The 17,319-nt window shown below is 38.0% G+C and carries 18 protein-coding genes and 1 other RNA gene; 9 read left to right on the top strand and 10 right to left on the bottom strand.

The window, feature by feature from the left end:
* Window positions 1–69 precede the first annotated feature (69 nt).
* Window positions 70–1,374 carry a cytochrome P450 gene (locus HWQ49_RS07550; RefSeq protein ID WP_188206996.1) on the top strand — a complete coding sequence of 435 codons (1,305 nt, stop codon included), beginning with the start codon at window positions 70–72 and terminating at the stop codon, window positions 1,372–1,374.
* Window positions 1,375–1,417: 43 nt separating this feature from the next.
* On the opposite strand, the gene HWQ49_RS07545 is transcribed toward HWQ49_RS07550, so the two are convergent.
* Entirely contained in the window at window positions 1,418–1,948 is a 531-nt protein-coding gene (locus HWQ49_RS07545; protein ID WP_188206995.1) for a CBO0543 family protein, read from the bottom strand.
* Between the two features lie 138 nt (window positions 1,949–2,086).
* Here HWQ49_RS07545 and HWQ49_RS07540 point away from each other — a divergent pair, with 138 nt between their 5' ends.
* Window positions 2,087–2,545: a CBO0543 family protein gene (locus HWQ49_RS07540; protein ID WP_188206994.1), complete on the top strand. Its 459-nt coding sequence runs from the start codon at window positions 2,087–2,089 to the stop codon at window positions 2,543–2,545.
* Window positions 2,546–2,607: 62 nt separating this feature from the next.
* Here the strand turns inward: HWQ49_RS07540 and HWQ49_RS07535 are convergent, their stop codons facing one another.
* From HWQ49_RS07535 to HWQ49_RS07525, 3 genes are all read right to left on the bottom strand, one after another.
* On the bottom strand, window positions 2,608–3,141 hold the full coding sequence (locus HWQ49_RS07535) for a histidine phosphatase family protein (protein WP_188206993.1): 534 nt from the start codon (window positions 3,139–3,141) through the stop codon (window positions 2,608–2,610).
* A 103-nt stretch (window positions 3,142–3,244) separates the two neighbouring features.
* A complete protein-coding gene (locus HWQ49_RS07530) occupies window positions 3,245–5,266 on the bottom strand; it encodes a prolyl oligopeptidase family serine peptidase (RefSeq protein WP_188206992.1) in 2,022 nt (673 codons plus the stop codon).
* Window positions 5,267–5,376: 110 nt separating this feature from the next.
* Window positions 5,377–6,387: a DUF3231 family protein gene (locus HWQ49_RS07525; RefSeq protein ID WP_188206991.1), complete on the bottom strand. Its 1,011-nt coding sequence runs from the start codon at window positions 6,385–6,387 to the stop codon at window positions 5,377–5,379.
* A 162-nt stretch (window positions 6,388–6,549) separates the two neighbouring features.
* On the opposite strand from HWQ49_RS07525, the gene HWQ49_RS07520 reads away from it, so the two are divergent.
* The 3 genes from HWQ49_RS07520 (at window position 6,550) to HWQ49_RS07510 (ending at window position 8,467) form a co-directional block, all read left to right on the top strand.
* On the top strand, window positions 6,550–7,263 hold the full coding sequence (locus HWQ49_RS07520) for an NAD(P)H-dependent oxidoreductase (protein WP_188206990.1): 714 nt from the start codon (window positions 6,550–6,552) through the stop codon (window positions 7,261–7,263).
* Between the two features lie 22 nt (window positions 7,264–7,285).
* The gene (locus HWQ49_RS07515) at window positions 7,286–7,870 is read left to right on the top strand and encodes a Maf family protein (protein WP_188206989.1); all 585 of its coding nucleotides are present in this window, start codon (window positions 7,286–7,288) and stop codon (window positions 7,868–7,870) included.
* 120 nt (window positions 7,871–7,990) lie between these two features.
* Window positions 7,991–8,467, top strand: coding sequence for a DinB family protein (locus HWQ49_RS07510; RefSeq protein ID WP_188206988.1), 477 nt, complete (start codon window positions 7,991–7,993; stop codon window positions 8,465–8,467).
* A 500-nt stretch (window positions 8,468–8,967) separates the two neighbouring features.
* Here the strand turns inward: HWQ49_RS07510 and ssrS are convergent.
* Window positions 8,968–9,148, bottom strand: a non-coding RNA gene (gene ssrS, locus HWQ49_RS07505) — 6S RNA.
* 84 nt (window positions 9,149–9,232) lie between these two features.
* Entirely contained in the window at window positions 9,233–9,652 is a 420-nt protein-coding gene (locus HWQ49_RS07500) for a MarR family winged helix-turn-helix transcriptional regulator (RefSeq protein ID WP_188206987.1), read from the bottom strand.
* A gap of 147 nt (window positions 9,653–9,799) precedes the next feature.
* Here HWQ49_RS07500 and HWQ49_RS07495 point away from each other — a divergent pair, with 147 nt between their 5' ends.
* Window positions 9,800–10,321, top strand: coding sequence for a CarD family transcriptional regulator (locus tag HWQ49_RS07495; RefSeq protein WP_188206986.1), 522 nt, complete (start codon window positions 9,800–9,802; stop codon window positions 10,319–10,321).
* Between the two features lie 59 nt (window positions 10,322–10,380).
* Here the strand turns inward: HWQ49_RS07495 and HWQ49_RS07490 are convergent, their stop codons facing one another.
* Complete coding sequence (locus tag HWQ49_RS07490) at window positions 10,381–10,941, bottom strand: thioredoxin family protein (RefSeq protein WP_188206985.1); 561 nt, start codon at window positions 10,939–10,941, stop codon at window positions 10,381–10,383.
* Window positions 10,942–11,103: 162 nt separating this feature from the next.
* Between HWQ49_RS07490 and HWQ49_RS07485 the strand changes: the two genes are divergently transcribed.
* Complete coding sequence (locus HWQ49_RS07485; protein ID WP_188206984.1) at window positions 11,104–11,499, top strand: hypothetical protein; 396 nt, start codon at window positions 11,104–11,106, stop codon at window positions 11,497–11,499.
* A gap of 101 nt (window positions 11,500–11,600) precedes the next feature.
* On the opposite strand, the gene HWQ49_RS07480 is transcribed toward HWQ49_RS07485, so the two are convergent.
* The gene (locus HWQ49_RS07480; RefSeq protein ID WP_188206983.1) at window positions 11,601–12,128 is read right to left on the bottom strand and encodes a LysM peptidoglycan-binding domain-containing protein; all 528 of its coding nucleotides are present in this window, start codon (window positions 12,126–12,128) and stop codon (window positions 11,601–11,603) included.
* Window positions 12,129–12,217: 89 nt separating this feature from the next.
* Window positions 12,218–13,171 (bottom strand): alpha/beta hydrolase, encoded by a 954-nt coding sequence (locus HWQ49_RS07475; protein ID WP_188206982.1) that lies wholly within the window; start codon window positions 13,169–13,171, stop codon window positions 12,218–12,220.
* Between the two features lie 282 nt (window positions 13,172–13,453).
* Between HWQ49_RS07475 and HWQ49_RS07470 the strand changes: the two genes are divergently transcribed.
* Window positions 13,454–13,972, top strand: a complete 519-nt coding sequence (locus HWQ49_RS07470) for a hypothetical protein (RefSeq protein ID WP_188206981.1) — start codon at window positions 13,454–13,456, stop codon at window positions 13,970–13,972.
* Between the two features lie 234 nt (window positions 13,973–14,206).
* On the opposite strand, the gene HWQ49_RS07465 is transcribed toward HWQ49_RS07470, so the two are convergent.
* On the bottom strand, window positions 14,207–15,937 hold the full coding sequence (locus tag HWQ49_RS07465) for an ABC transporter substrate-binding protein (RefSeq protein WP_188206980.1): 1,731 nt from the start codon (window positions 15,935–15,937) through the stop codon (window positions 14,207–14,209).
* 116 nt (window positions 15,938–16,053) lie between these two features.
* Between HWQ49_RS07465 and HWQ49_RS07460 the strand changes: the two genes are divergently transcribed.
* Window positions 16,054–17,286, top strand: a complete 1,233-nt coding sequence (locus HWQ49_RS07460; RefSeq protein WP_188206979.1) for an MFS transporter — start codon at window positions 16,054–16,056, stop codon at window positions 17,284–17,286.
* The last annotated feature ends 33 nt before the right edge of the window (window positions 17,287–17,319 follow it).

Genomic DNA, 17,319 nt, shown 5'->3' with positions numbered 1-17,319 from the left:
CCCTTGAACCGAGAGACAATAAGGATGGCGATTCAAAAGTACCTACTATTGCATAAGGAGTTGTCATTCATGAAAGTAAAGACCCCCATCCCACGGGCTGATGGTATTGATCAGACACTAACCCTCCTAAAAGAAGGATTCAACTTCCTCCCCGGTCAAAGGAAAGAACTAAAATCAGATATTTTTGAGACACGATTAATGGGAAAAAAAGTCATCTGCATGGCCGGTGAAGATGCAGCAGAAATGTTTTACGATAATAACCTGTTCAAACGTAAAAATGCCGTACCTTTACCGATTAGACAGTCCTTACTTGGTCAAGGTGGAGTCCACGGTCTAGATGATGAAGCTCATAAACAGCGGAAGAGAATGCATTTATCCTTAATCACCCCTGAACGTCTGGAAGAGATGAAAAACACCGCTTTACAAGAGTTAGACGCTAAAGCTAAAGAATGGGAAACTAAGGAACACGTTATATTATTTGATGAATTAAGGGAAATCCTGACCAGGGCTGGGTGTAAGTGGGCAGGAGTCCCGTTACAAGAAAGCGAAGTTAAAAAACGAACAGATGAGTTAAGCCAATTAGTCGATTCCTTTGGCTCAGCTAAACGAATGGCTAGTGGAAAAAAAGCTCGAGATCAACACGAAAAATGGCTAAAAGGTATCATTAAACAAATACGATCACGTAAAATCTCACCACCAGAATATACACCAGCATATATTGTATCTAATCATCGTGAACCAAATGGAAAGCTACTTGATTTAGACACAGCCGCAGTCGAATTAAATAATACGTTTCGACCCTTAGTCGCCACCGCATACTTTATTGTATTTGGTGCACTAGCACTCCACGATTATCCAGAAACATTCGATAAACTTAAAGAAGACAAAGACAACTATAGTCATCAGTTTTCTCAAGAAGTGCGGCGTTTTTATCCGTTCGCTCCTGCTATGGGTGCAAAAGTTAAGAAAAGCTTTCAATGGCACGATTATCATTTTAAAAAGAATATGCTGGTCGTTTTAGATATTTTTGGTACAAACAGACATCCTGATACTTGGGATGACCCAGACCAATTCAAACCAGAGCGCTTCAAAAATTGGAAAGGTAGTCCATTCGGATTTATTCCACAAGGGGGAGGCGATCATCATATTGGTCACCGCTGTGCAGGTGAATGGATGACGGTAATGGTGATGCGCTCCTTCTTTAAATACTTAGTAGAAAATATCAATTATAACGTACCTGAACAAGACCTTAGCTATAACATGAAACGAATGCCCACTATTCCCAAAAGCCAATTTGTCATTTCAGATGTGGAGAGAATCAAGAGATCAGTAAAAGATCTCATGGATGATGAACAAAGTCATACCGTAAAGTAAACGACACTTAAAAAGCTTTAGAGACTGTGTGCTCTAAAGCTTTTTAGTGGTCATATCCCGGTCTTTCCTCAATCGGAACCTCGACTGGAATATTAAAAACTTCAAGAAAGATAATTGTAATAATCACCGAAAGTATATAGGTTAAAACTGGGCGCTTGTGATGTAAGCGAAACATCGGAAACATGATGATCACTAGAGTGACTGACCACCAATAAGTCCAATCAAACTGATAATATATTCGACCGGTTAATAAAAAGAAATACTCAATTCCAACGTACAAACCAATCCACAGTAAATAATGTATTATTTTTTTCTTAAGTTCACTCGGATAGCGTCTTAAAAACATTAATGCAGTAGCAGGAAAAACAACAAAAGTATATAGCATTTCAGTAATTGGATGATTTGGCATTAAATCAGGATCTAATTTCCATAGCAAATAATTAGCGCACAAAAAGTTATAGGTAAGGTTACCTACGGCATAATAAAGCATAGTTGAGTGGTATTTTCTCCAGTCCTTGTAATCCCCATTTAGCCAGACGATCAGAATGACAATGAATGTCAGTAGAAAATGCATCGCTGTCACGCCTTCTTTGCTTAATCACCATTATCCTAACCTACATCCATTAAAATATGTCGACTTTATAAGTGAGCTGGATATTGAATAAAATAGGACAAAATACACACCTTATTATTAAAAGGTGGTGCGTGTGACTTGAAAGATAAATTATTATTAAGAGGCCTTCTATTTTTTGGCCTTCTAGCCTTTATACCTACCGTTTTTAAAAAACCGCTTAAGGATTGGATCATCGTATTTCTATTAAAAGGCTATGTGTCAGGCTTTATCGATACGATCTTCGTCACGAAGAAATATTTAAAATACCCTGTCACCTTGACTAAAAAAGCAAACATGAGCACGTTATATGACTATTTGTTATTTCCACTACTATGTGTGTGGTATAACCAAACATCACGTTATTCAAAGCTACCTGGTATTATTCGCCAAGCATGCCTCTATAGCATTGTAGTCACTATTGTGGAGCACTGGCTGGAGAGAAATACCAAGGTCATTCAATATAAACAATGGACACCATATCATACCTTCACTTCACTTCTACTAACCTTTTTAGGAGCACGTGGGGCAATTGGTTCCATTAGAAAGTATAGTGACTAACTTTAAAGGCTGATTCTCAATCATTGGAGTCAGCCTTTTATAATCATTAGATGAATGATTTTTCAATTTGTCCAATCTTCTAGGGTCAATTGATCAACGACTTCAAAACCATTACCTTGCCCTAATGGTCTAATAACCACAGTACCCATATTAGGAATGAATCCAAGCGCAAATCCTTCAGGGAAACTGTGTGCGATAATGACTCGATTGGTACCAGGTTGTGGCTGTTGTTCAAAAATAGAATTTAATGAATATAGCATCATCTGTTGCTGCTGATGATTCCCAACTTGAAAGACACTAGCCCAAAAAGGACTAACAAAATAATTCCCTTCCCCAAACGCTAAAGCTGTGGTTTCTCTAGTCCTACAAAACGGACTCGTATAGACTGGATGTTCAACAGGAATAGCTAAACTACGAAATACCTTTCCATAAGCAATCGCCTGTTCCCTTCCCGTTTTAGAGAGGTTCCTTTGGGTTGAACAATCGTAATAATTAAGGTTAGGTTGATCCTCTCCAACCGTTGCCTCCGCATGTCTAGCATAAAGCACGTACCCACCACTTCTTAGCTCTTCTAACAGTGAACTGAAATCATTCAAGCAAATCCCTCCATTCTTTATAACTCAATTCATTCTATTCATAAAGATTTCTGGCAGGACTTGCACACAAAAAAAGACGGGTAACACACCCGTCTAAAACGTTTTAGCCTAATTCTTTATCTAAAAAGGCATAAAAGTCTACCCACTCATCAATTATTTTAGAAGTCGGCTTACCGAGACCATGTCCAGCTTTAGATTCTAATCGTAAAACAACTGTAGAATCTTCACTAGCCTTTTCTAATAAAGTAGCCGTAAACTTCTTCGCATGAGCTGGCACAACACGATCATCACTTTCAGCAGTCGCAATTAATACTGGAGGATATTTCTGTCCACCTTTCACATTATGCAATGGTGAATATTGATAAAGGAATGGAAAGTGTTCCGGGTTCTCTGCACTTCCGTACTCAGGAATCCAAAACTGGCCAATCGTAAACCTGTGGTAACGTAACATATCAATCACAGGTACACGGCAAATGACTGCACCAAATAAATCTGGACGCTGTACCATACAAGCAGCAACTAAGAGTCCACCATTTGAGCCACCCATAATCGATAACTTCTCTTGACGTGTATAGTTCTGTTCGATTAAGTATTCCCCAGCGGAAATAAAATCATCAAACACATTTTGTTTATTTTCTAACATACCGGCTCTATGCCATTCCTCACCATACTCTGAACCCCCACGTAAGTTGGCTACCGCATAAATCCCACCTTTTTCAAGCCAACGTAAAATCGCTGGATTAAAAGACGGCGTCACACTTATGTTAAACCCACCATAACCATACAAAATAACTGGATTCTGTCCATCTAACGGGAGCTCCTTTTTCTTGGTAATGAACATCGGCACCTTAGTTCCATCTTTAGACGTAAAGAAAACTTGCTCCGTCTCAAACTGTGACGTTTCTATGTTGAGTTCAGATTGTGCAAACTCCTCAAGCTGTCCACTAGTAAAATCATAGCGATATACGACTGTTGGACTTAAGAAAGACGTCATTCCGAAGAACATTTCCGGTTGATCATGTTTACCTGATATATCGGTAATCGACCCAATCACTGGAACCTCGACTTGCTGATTGTAACTTCCGTTTTGATCATACAAGTGAATTTGGTGATGAGCATCATGTAAAAAGGCGATGACAAACTGACCATTAACAAACCTAACTGCATGCATAACATCATTTTGCTCACCAACAACCTCTTGCCAATTTTCACGAGATGGTTCTTCTATATCAATGGCGATAATTCGTCTACGTGGTGCATCTAGATTAGTTTGAAAATAAAAGATTGAACCTTCATTATGAATATAATTATACTCAGCATCCTGGTCATCCAACAATCGTGTGAAGTCCTCATCTGAACCTAATTCTTTATAGTAAAAACGATTTTCCGCAGCCGTACCTTGTCTAACAGCAAGACAAATAAATTGATCATCGTGACTGATAAATGGGGCCAGCATCAATTCAGGATTGTCTGGATGCTCATAGATAAGCTCATCTTTATCTTGAGAAGTTCCTAATTGGTGAAAATAAACTTTATGGTATTTCCCCTCATCTTCCTTAGCAATAGTCGATGGATCCGGAAAGCGACTATAGAAAAATCCTGAACTATCAGGCGCCCAAGAGATTGGTGTGAATTTTACCCACTCAAGGTGATCGTTCAAATCCTCACCCGTTTCAACATCTCTAACAAAAATCTCTTGCCAGTCACTACCATGAGTTGACGTCGCATAAGCCATATACCGACTATCGCTACTAAATGAATAATTTGTCAATGCGACAGTACCGTCATTACTTAACTTATTAGGATCGAGTAAAACAGAGTCATTCCCCACTTGCTTTTGGTACAATACGGCTTGGTTTTGTAAACCATCATTTTTTTGGAAAAAGAGCTTGTTCTCCACTTTTCTCGGGACAAAAAACTTTGGGTAATTCCATAATTCCATAAGCCTTACCTTATCTTCATCCCTGGTTGTCGTCTGATCGAAATAGGCTTCACACCTTTTCTCTTGCTCCTTTGCCCATTGGGTGGTTTCCTCACTTTGGGAATCCTCTAACCATCGATACGGGTCAGCCACCTTTGTACCATGAAAATCCTCTACAATATCACTCTTTTTTATCACTGTCATTAAACAAACCTCCCTTATAACATAATATTTCGACATTCGAAATGAAAAACCTTTTTATATTTAATGTATAATAAAAAAACGTCCCCCCTAATGGAGAGACGGTATCATGCTTATATCTTCTTCCCTTTTGCTAAATTCCTCCGATCACTTGCCATCGGTGGCTGTTCAAACCAACCACAATCGATCATCAATTTCATTCCATCTTCAGCATACTTAGCCAACTCACCAGTTAGCGCCACATATTTAGCAGCTAAATCTCTTCTAGAGTTGACACTAAGAGCCGTCCCGTAAAAAGCAATTGCAATCTGTGTAGATAATTGTACTTGATACATCATCAGTCGATCTGAAAAAGGTGGTTCGGTCGAATCGGTCACGTGTGACTGCCAAGACATAGGTGAGTTGAGTTTTTCTTCACGTAAGACGTCCTCAAACTCATCTAAATGTTTATCCGTAATCCGAAGTCCTCGTTGAATATATTTTCGAACTTTATTAGACTGAACCACCTGACTAAAGGCCAGCTTTAAAGCCACATGTAGTTGCATTTTATTTGAATTAAAGGTGATATCACCAATTTCCATCGCCGTTAGCGGTCTACGTTCACCAAACCAACCTGTTAAAAAGCTTTGTTCTTTGACAAAATCAACAGATTCAGGTTGATTTAATGTTGGTGGGCGCGTATAGATCCCCTTCTCAAGCATGATCCCAATCGTTTTGTCAAAAATGTCCATCGCTTCTGAATTACATTCCATAAAGTATTTTCGCAAGTCTTCTCGAATCGACGTACCAACAGAAAGCCCATAACCTGTAAGCCCCTGAAGCGTCATAATATACAGGTAATTTAAATAAAAAGGATCTTGAAACAACCGTGTAGCCTTAGGGTTCACATCATCCTCTGTAAACCCATGAGGCACTGGATAATTTTCCCCTTCAAAAAATTCTTTTAACTTCTTGATATGACTTTCTGCTATTTCTAAAGCATGGTGATACAAACCTCGAATCTCTTCATCTTCAATATGTTCCAATGCATATTTAAAGAAGCAAATTGACATCGTATCAAACAAATACTGATTCCATAAACTTGCCATTTCCGATGCTGTTAGCTGTATGTTTTTGGGTTCCATAACAAACTCCTTAGGCGTTTTACCTATTATGATTATTCAACTGGCAAATTTTATACTATTTAAATAAAAGTAGGGAAAACATAGTAATTAAGAAAACTGGACCGCTATTGAAGGTATGTTAATATTGACATGTTACATAATTAACGAGGAGGAGGACCTAACTTGAATACTCTTATAATCTATGCACACCCTGAACCTAAATCTTTTAATGGTGCTTTAAAGGACCTCGCAGTTTCAGAATTACAAATGTTAGGGCATCAAGTCCAAGTTTCAGACTTGTACGCAATGAATTTTAAAGCGGTTGCTGATCAAGATGATTTTCACCAACGACAGGTTCAGGACTTTTTTAAATATGGATTAGAACAAAACCATGCGTCACAAACGAGTGGATTTGCACAGGATATTAAAGATGAACAGGATAAACTATTATGGGCAGATTTCGTCATCTTCCAATTTCCTCTATGGTGGTATTCTGTACCGGCTATTTTAAAAGGCTGGTTTGACCGAGTATTTGCAGCAGGCTTCGTTCATGGAAGTGAAATTGGCAGATATGAACACGGTGGACTTAAAGGTAGAAAAGCCATGTTATCAGTCACGACAGGAATTAGACAAGAAGCCTTTACACCCTATGGTATGGAAGGTGATATCCATGAACAGATTCTCTATCATATCAATCATGGGATTCTTTATTATTCAGGTATGAAGCCTGTTGAACCATTTCTAGTATGGAAACCAACACAGAGTGAAGAGTTACGAAAACAATATCTAACGGACTATAAAACAAGGTTACACCAGCTAGACGAAATCCCACTGATCTCATATCATCCAAATGGACATTATGATGAAACCATGCAATTAAAGAAAGAATATCGTTAACTCTTTTATAGGAGGTATAACTATGACAAAGTCGCTTATCTTAGCCTCATCATCACCTAGAAGGCAGGAGTTATTAAAACAAGTAAAGATTCCTTTTGACATTCGTAAACCAAACGTCGACGAATCACAAATTAAAACGGATGATCCTGAAGAAAAAGTGAAGCAGTTAGCTATTCTTAAGGGGGAAAACGTTCCCTTTCATCATTCGAACGAAGTCATTCTTTCAGCAGATACAGTTGTTTCATACAATCAAAAAATATTTGAAAAGCCTTCTGATAAGGAAGAAGCCTATAGGATGATTTCTCAATTAAGCGGAGACACTCATGAAGTTTTTACTGGGGTCATGATCCGCTCTCAAGATAACGAAATCACGTTTGTTGAAAAAACCCAAGTTGAATTCTGGCCATTATCCCAAGAAGAAATTAAATGGTACATAACCACCAATGACCCCTACGATAAAGCAGGAGCATACGGCATCCAAAGCATAGGAGCAATGTTCGTTAAACAAATCATCGGTGACTATTACAACGTAGTTGGACTACCTATCTCCCGTGTTTTAAGGTGCCTGTCACTTCCCGATTTTTGTCGAATACCTCTAAACAAGTAGCACCAGCTGCTTGAGATATCTATGTTTTAACAACATCTCAAACACTTTATTTCTCATCAATTTATATATTTGATAACCTAATATAAGGAAACAAAAATCTACATATATGGAGATGATTTTATGTACAGAACAGTCTCAGACTTTGTGGCTGATTGGTCACAAGCATTAGAAGGAACAACAATGGTATTTGAAGCGATGACAGACGAACAGTTAGATCAAGCAATTGTCGAGGGACATAGTTCTCTTGGATGGCTTGGTTGGCATTTAGCGACTTCACCCGTTTTCTTTGCCAGTGTTGTTGGAATCAAGCTTGAAACTAACGCGAACCCTGAAAAAGTACCGAACCAAGCTAGTCAGATTGTAGATACTTATAAGCAAGTAGCCAATGAACTCAAAGAAAAAGTCGAACAAGAACTAACAGACGAACAACTGGAGGAAAAAGTTGAAGGCTTTGGTACTCAGCTTCCTAGAGGTGCTGTACTTAGAACATTGATTGATCACCAAACACATCACCGAGGTCAAATGACAGTCCTCCTACGCCAAGCAGGACTTCCTGTTCCAGGGGTGATGGGACCAACGAAAGAAGATCAACAATAATCAACGATAAAACAATCGGGGCTGGAAATGACTAGCCCGGTTCCGGTTGTTTATGTATTTTCATGTTATTGAGCAGTCGTCTCTTACATTTTGCGCTTCACACAGGGATGAAACGTCACCGAGAGGACTTCTCTCTTACATTTTGCGCTTCACACCAGGATGAAACGTCACCGAGAGGACTTCTTTAAAGTGGCTCCTGTCATAGTGTGAATTTTTGAGCACTGAGGTTTGGTATTGAAATCGCGTCTCTTTGACCAAACTACCTCTAAAACATTCTTATTCTTTTCAGTCGTAGAGACATCGCTATCCGGCAATATCTCCTAGCTGCCCCGATCAAGTGAATAAACAACTCATTTAGGCAAAGCGACTTTACTAATCAAATCCCACATAGACATCACCTATGCTAAAAATTCATACAAAAAAGCTGCCTCAAAAGTCACTCCAATGACTTCTAAGACAGCTACATATAATCAAATTAATTTTAAACGAATTTAATTAATGACCATTCCGCCTGATGTCGTAACTCGGATTGTCTTGTAAACCCGCTTTAGCAGGTGGGTAACCGCATTAAACTGTCCAACGTCCAGATGTACAGGCATGTTGTTGAGTTTAAAATTTAGGTTTCCCTTTTATTAATTATAGGTTTAAGACAAAATGAGGCTACGAACAACGCAGAATTGGTTGTTTGGGAAGCTCGTTCCCTGTGATTAATAATATACCACGTACTCCCTACTTATTCAATGGTAATTAAAGGTAACGACCCTCTTATAACCCCCAATCTTCCTTTAGCACCTGTTTAAATTGCTTCAAACGTTCTTCACCAATTTCTTCAGCAATCCGATTCTCTAGATGAGCTTTAAGGGTTTCATTTTTTTCATAACATTGCTTACCTAACTCGGTTAATTCTAATAACTTTGCATTTCTATTATTTTCTAGCCTTTTTACTGAAACCACACCTTTTTCTTCAAGACGATTAATGAATTTATGTGCAGCTTGTCGTGAGATATCTACATGCTTGGCAATACATGGTACAGTCATTTGTTTCTTATGATAAATTTTCGATATGATAATCCATTCTGAATTGGATAAATCAATGTTATTTTGGTCGTTCCATATTTTTTCTGAAACCTGACGAAGTTGTAAATGACGTTCACTAATAAGATCAATTAAATCTAGTTGCTCCAAATAGAACTCACTCCTTCACTCCCAATTGTAGTGACCTTAATATACAAAAGCAGTTTACTATTGTCAACTAAGTTGACAAAATGGGGCAAGAGGTATAAAATGAATATAGTCAACCTAGTTGATAATACGCCTTAAAGGAGTTAACACATGTTAAATATTGGGGATTTAGTTGTTTATACAGGTCATGGTATCTGTCGTGTAGATGATATTTGTGATAAAAACTTATTCGGAATGAAGAAGACTTATTATATCCTGCACCCTCTTGAGAATAATCACCAATTAACCATTAATACTCCTATTGATAATGATCAAATTTCGATGCTGCAATTGGTTAATCAACAAGAAGCCGAAAAGATCTTGCATTCATTTAATTCGGATGGTTATGACTGGATTGAGAGGCCAAATCTAAGAACTCAGCATTTCACTAAGACATTAGATACTGGAGATCGAATGAAAGTTGCTAAAGTCGTCAACACGTTGTTACGTAAAAATCACGAACTTAAACAAAAAGAACAAAAACTACATGCCAATGACAGCAAACTTTTAAATGAGACACAAAATGTCCTATTTAAAGAATTATCTATCGCACTCAAAACATCGACAGAAGAAATAGCCAAAAAAGTTTACAGAAATATAGGTGCCTGTCACTCCTCGAATTTTGTCGAATAAATAAATGTTCAAAGAAAAAGACAGGAATCATTTCCTGTCTTTTTCTTAATATGACGTTACTAATTTATTGATCTGGTTAGAAGGCTTTCCTTAAAGCTTTCGTATACATATGACCAAAGCGTAGACTCCTCAGAGTACTTTTTCGTTAACGTCTTAATCATGTCTTTTTGTTTCTCCTCAAAAGCTGGGTCGTCTTTAGATGGAAGTTGTGCACGCATTTCATCCACTATTTGTTGCACTTCAGGCGCTCGTGGTCCCCACTTTCCAACTAGCTCTCCACTCTCATTTAAAACCAAAATAATCGGGATCGCCCGTCCACCATTAGTTAGATGACGGTCAATCAGATCAGTATCCTCATCCCTTAATACAACGCGCATATCAATATTTGCTGGCTCAGCCAATCGACGTATAACTGGGTTAATCATCATCGCATCGCCACACCAATCCTCTGTAATGACTAAGAAATGCAATGACTGCTGTCTTAATTCCTCAGGAAATCCGTCATTAGGTAATTGGAAGTTTTCATAAACATTAAAACTCTCTTCTTTTAACTTACTCATCTCATCCATATAATCCTGTATCGTGATTCCTTCAGTAAAGTACTGCTCTTCTGTCTTCATCTAACCCCTACTTCCCTTACGTACTGTTAGTTTTATTATGGACAAGGATTTCTTACACTGCAAATTCCATGCTTAACAATTGCCCATTACTACCACTATTTAGCCAATGAATAATTCTCTTTAATCAGAAAATGTTAATATTTAGAAGGAGATGATTCTTAAATGTATCAATTGATTTATGTACTTATTGTCTTAACCTTGGCATTAACCGCTTGCAACAATGAAGTTCAGTCCGACAACTTAGCCTCCACACATGATAATCAAATAGAACATAAAAACATTCAAGTGAGTCATACAGAAAATAACAACATTGAACCCATTCTAGAAAACCACTTACTATCTCTACCAGAACACAAGACAATCATAGAACAAGTCGGGGACCAAGGATATACATTTGAACTAACAACTGATAACAACCAAAAACGTATCATGTTCCTTGTAATCAACGGGAATAAACATTACAAAACCATATTTAATAAACAAACTAACCGTCTGAGAATCATTAATATTTATGAAAATGGTGGAGAAATATTTAATGGAATTATTAGTAGAAGATAAAATGCCCGTCATAATGATTTACGTGAAAGGGCCCTCTCAAAAAATACACCTTCGATTTAGGATATCTCTCACTAAATCGAAGGTGTTTATATTCACTCCTATTATGGTGTCACCATCGGACTAGGCACACAAAGTTTTGTGCCAACTTGAACATGATCTGGATTTTCAATATGATCATTAATCGCAATAAGTGATTCTAACGGGATATTAAAACGATCAGCTAACTCATACAACGTTTCTCCAGGCCTTACAATATGGAATCGCTCCATTGGACACTCCACATCAATACTTGGTGGAATACAAAGAGGTTGCCCTAATCGAAGTTGATATGGGTTAACTCCTGGATTTCTAGATAAAAGATCTTCCACCGTGACATGATACATCTGAGCAATCTGAAATAAAGTATCATTTGGTTTGACAATGTATTGGAACCCGTTTTCACAAGGGGGCAATGGTAAACAGATCACTTGACCAACATACAGCTGATTTGGATTTACATCAGGGTTTGCCTGTTGAATGCTGAGAACAGCAATGTTATAACGCTTAGCTAAGTCATAAAACGTATCCCCAGGCATCACAACATACTGCTGTTCATAAAGGCAATTTAACGGATGTCTGTTAAAATACATCTTTCCACTCCTTTTGATTACCTACCCTACAGTATTCCTATGTCCAACTTGGTGTGAGGTGGGGTGGTCTATCGCCCCAATGATTTGAGTTATTCATCCAATACATTCACAATAAAATTACTTACACGCTCATAAAACTCTTCAGTAACATTATCAAATGCCTTCGTATGACCCGCATCAGGAACAAGCCACAATTCTTTATCCCCACCGGCTGCTTCAAAAATCTCATGTGCCATGGTTGTTGGTACTAAATCATCACCCTCTCCATGGATGATCAATAAAGGCAGTGTATTCTCTTGTACTTGATCAACTGCTGATGCTTCACCTAAATAATAACCTGCACGAATATTCGTGATCACACTGGTCACATCAAGTAATGGAAATGGTGGAAGACCATAAATATTCTCCAATTGATAAGCCAACTCTTCTTTCACTGTACTATAGCCACTATCGGCAACAATACCCTTCACTTCATCCGGAAGCTCTTCACCACTAGTCATTAAAACAGTTGCTGCTCCCATTGAATTCCCATGTAAAATGATATCTTCTACGCCATAATCTCTAATTAAGACGTCAATCCAATCCAAAATATCTAACCGATCATGCCAGCCATAGCCTATGTAATCTCCTTCACTTTCCCCGTGACCACGAGCATCAGGTAAAAGAATATCAAATCCCTTATCATAGTAAAGTTTCGCTAACTTCCCCATATCATCTCCTGTATTTCGAAACCCGTGAGCTAGAATAACTGCTCGACCTTCGTCAGAACTATTCTCTATAAACTGTGCAACTAGGTTTAAATCATCATAAGATATGTGCTCAAGGATTTCTGTATCCTGTTCATCAAACCATTCATTTGCTTCACCAACAAGCGTTTCGTCTCCTTCAGTTGCGACAACATTAACAACCTCATCTTCACGATGAAGTTCAACCTCAGTCCCCCGTTTAATCCCTTCACTATAAAAATAATTGCCTGCGAAAATCAATGCGACAAAAAATAAAGTAAAAAGACTCCCTAATACAATCAGGATTTTCTTTTTCAATTTAAATTCCCCTTTGCTTACTAGAGCATTTTCAAACTTCAATATATTTACAATAATCTCATTATACCAAATTTATGTATGTAATAGCACCAATTAAATAATAGTTTACTATATTCCGTAAAAACAGCTTAAATAACTCTCACCAACTTTATGAATTCACAATCGTATTTTCTATTGATCCGTCAATACATAACCACATTAAGAGGGTTTGTCCTGAACAAAATGATTTTCAATGCATACATTATGATGAAATAACCTACATTCAATTGAAGAGGTGTCAAAATGACTTCATTACCTGCTATTGACCTTGGGCTAATGGCTGAACATCTATCAGCTCATGAGGGTGTCATAAATAAGTTGAAGGCCTACAAAGGTACAGTAACAAACAAGCGATTGAGAGATATTATAGAATTGCAAGAAACGACGATGCGTATGCACGTCTGGATTATGTTAGGTCTAATAAATCCAGAATATAATAATTACATTGAAGTTCCACCTTTAAATGCCCCTTTCGTAAGACATTATTCCGAGAAAGAAGGATATGAAAATACCACTAACAATAAATGGATAGCTTTAGAAGCACACAACACAGCAAAAAATATGTCAAATGAAAATTATAAATCTGCCTTGATGATGCAAGACACTAATGTAAAGAATGCACATATTGAAATGGCATTACAACAATATCAAATAAAAGAAAAATATGCAGAAATCATTAAAGAAATGGGCTGGGAGTTTACTCCTCATACATCTGAACAAGAACAGATCAATACCTACCGAAATTTCCAACATCTTTTGTAGAGCGTGCCTGAGGGGTGACAGGCACCTCTCGGATTTTGTCGAATCTGATGTCAACATGGAAAATAGATATGTACACCAGTCTGTAGAACCATTTAGTGTCGTTAATTTCATGTTAAGTGTCGATATCTTTTCATGAGTGTCGTTAATCTCTCCGTGAGTGTCGTTAACCTCACTATAACTGTCGATAAAACCTTCCAAAGTGTCGATATTTTATGTTGAATGTCGATATCAGTATTATTCCTGTCGTTTCCACACGTTTCGGTAATCAACTCTTCCATGACTATCTAACTCTATTCCCATGTAGGGGCTCGTTTCTGATTGGTAGATGGTGTGTGTGCGATGACTCAAGAAGAAAATCGCATGTTCAGATTTGAGATATTCCTCGACCTTAAAATAAATATCCCATTGCACATTGGTATTCTGATTTTCCTTGATCATAGATATTCCATCGTTAACTTCCTTCTTCAACTCATCACTCAAACATGGATAAATGACCATTCGATTGGACTGCAATGTTGTCAGTACTGATAAAAGATGATCGTCTGATAATGCAACCCCTCCAACAACGATGTCATACTGATCGAGTACATCAGGTTGAATTAATTGATGGATAGGAACTGCCTCAACGCTAGAATCCACACCAATTTTATTCAATTGTTGTTGAAAAATAAGGGCTTCTCGTTCATGGTTAGCCCCCTTTCGAATTTGTTGTGCGGCAATCTTTAAGGTTAATTGTGGTGATTTTTCCTCGGTAGGGCGCTTACCATTACTAGACTTAAATTCCAGAGATCTTTGAGTCAGTAAACTATGAGCAACCATTTCACGTGCTAAACAGAATTCTTCAGCATTAATCTGTTCACATGTCCACTTTCTTAACGACTCATCGCTCATAGGCCCTTGTTTTCGACAATTAAATATGATGTAATCAGCCCCTTCTTCTTGGGTTGTAATTTTATCCCAAGAGTCGTCAGGCGCGTATAAAAATAACGGCATTTCACGACTGCTGTCGAATTTATCTGGGACTTTGATGATTTCAACTCGATCAAGCCATGGTCTATAGCCAAAGTAATTCTCAAACACGTCTAAACGGATGAGATCATCGTCATTTCTTATCAACTGAAAAGGACCTGTCCCTATAGGGTGTTTGAGCAATGCCTTTTGATCCTTTTCTAAAACATCACTAGGAATAATCGAGACTTTCAAGTTTGCTAAGTATCTAGGGAAGAGAAAGTTTGTTTCATTTAAATGAAAAACGATGACTGTTTGATTGATAATTTCTATTCTATCGATATTTTGTGTAATAACATCATCTTCACCTAATCGTTCAATAGTTGCACGAACATCACGTGCCGTTAGCACCTTCCCATCATGAAACAACACACATTTACGTAAATAAAATGTCCACTTCACCCCATCGGTCGATTCCCAGTGGTGAGCAAGTTGTGGCGTTAACTGATCGGTCTTAGAATCATATTCCACTAGGCGATCATAAATCTGTTGTACCATGTGGCCATCATGCCTTGATTTAAGGAAGATGGGATCCATTACTAGATTCGTTTCGTAAAAAGGATATTTGAGAATATCTAATTCCTGTTCCTTAACCGAATTCGTTTTAAAAATTCCCGCATTCGTCTTTAGCCAACCTTGAAACTTTTCTTGGAGATTTACATTTAAACGCTGAACAATTTGAAAGGCCTTTTGATAGTGTTCTTCTTTAGAGAGTTTCACTGCTTCTTCAAATAAAATATCTGCATGATCTAGTAATAGCGTGATTTTTGGTTTTTTCCCCCGACCACGTTGGACATCCCAACGGATCCACTCTCTTTGATCCAAATAGTTTAAGACCGTTTTAGTATGTCGTTCTGAACATTTTAGCAACCCTGAAATATCGTCAATAGAGGTTTCTACCGGTTTATTTTTCGGAAAATGTGTTGCTATCATTTTGGCATAATCGATATACTTCATCCTATTCCCTCCATTATGAAAAAGGTGAACTATCCATCATTTAAATCGTCACTTTTTATACACCTTTTATTTCAGTATACTTTCATTATTCAAATAATCAATCAGGGGGGATCTATTTGATAACGAGAGAAGCCACGCCTATCAAAGAGGAAAGTGGAACATTATGGAAAAATAAAAACTTCTTGCTATTATGGGGAGGCTCAACGATCGCAAGCTTTGGGTCACAAATGTACACTATTGCTATTCCACTATTAATTTATCATATGAGCCAATCAGCCTTAGCAATGAGTACGATGAGAGCAATTGAATTTTTCCCGAATATATTTTTAGGAATGATTGCAGGTGTGTTTGTTGATCGCTTTAACCGTAAACGTATGATGCAATGGACTAGTTTCATCCAAGTGATCGCGATGGTGTTGATCCTGCTTTTGTTAACTACTAACCACATTCAACTTTGGCACTTATTCTTGTTAGGTTTTATATTGTCTTCTGCCGGATATACCTTTGGAAACGCACACCACTCGGTGATTCCACAGCTAGTCACCAAAGAGCAACTAACATCAGCAAACGCGAAATTATCTTTTGTAAGTACATTAATTCGCACGGTTGGCCCCGGAATAGCTGGATCATTAATTTTGCTATTTTCCTATACTTCTACATTAGCAATCTACAGCATTTGTTTACTCATTTTGTTTATGTGCATGCATTTCCTTCAAATGCCTGTAGAAAGTGAGCAAAAGCAGGAATCCAATAGTATATGGAGAGATATGAAAGAAGGCATTGATGAGCTCTTAGATAACAAAACGTTATTAACACCAACGATTACCGTACTATTTGTTAATTTTGCTTCTAGTCTGGTTATTGGCGTACTGATTTTTTACGTAGCCGATCAATTGAAGGCGACAGAGGATCAAATTGGCTGGATGTTTTCGATTTCAGCAATTGGTGGGCTTCTTGGAGCGTTGGTCATCAGTAAGATCAGAAAGCTATTAGGCAGGGGTGTGATTTTCACGTATTGTTTACTCATTGATGTTGTCGCCATGGCTTGGTTAATGATGGCGCCTTCTTGGTGGGTGATTGGGTTAGCACTCGCTGTCAGGACGTTTTCAACGACCGTATCTAATATTGTTTACCACACGATCAGACAGGAGTTCACCCCTAACCATTTATTAGGACGTGTCGCTGGCACATCATCCATGTTCATGAAACTAACCCTTCCCCTAGGCCTTTTCATCGCAGGACTATGGGCAGAATGGCTGCCAATCCCAATCCTATTCGGAATCTCCACCATAATATTCTTCACCCTATTTATCCGGTTACTCCTTCACCCATTCAGGAAGGTAGCGTAAGGCGTGCCTGTCACTCCTCGAGGGGTGACAGGC

The organism is Alkalibacillus aidingensis, assembly GCF_014595945.1.
Taxonomy (GTDB): Bacteria; Bacillota; Bacilli; order Bacillales; family Alkalibacillaceae; genus Alkalibacillus; species Alkalibacillus aidingensis.
This window is presented reverse-complemented; position numbering and strand designations above follow the sequence as displayed.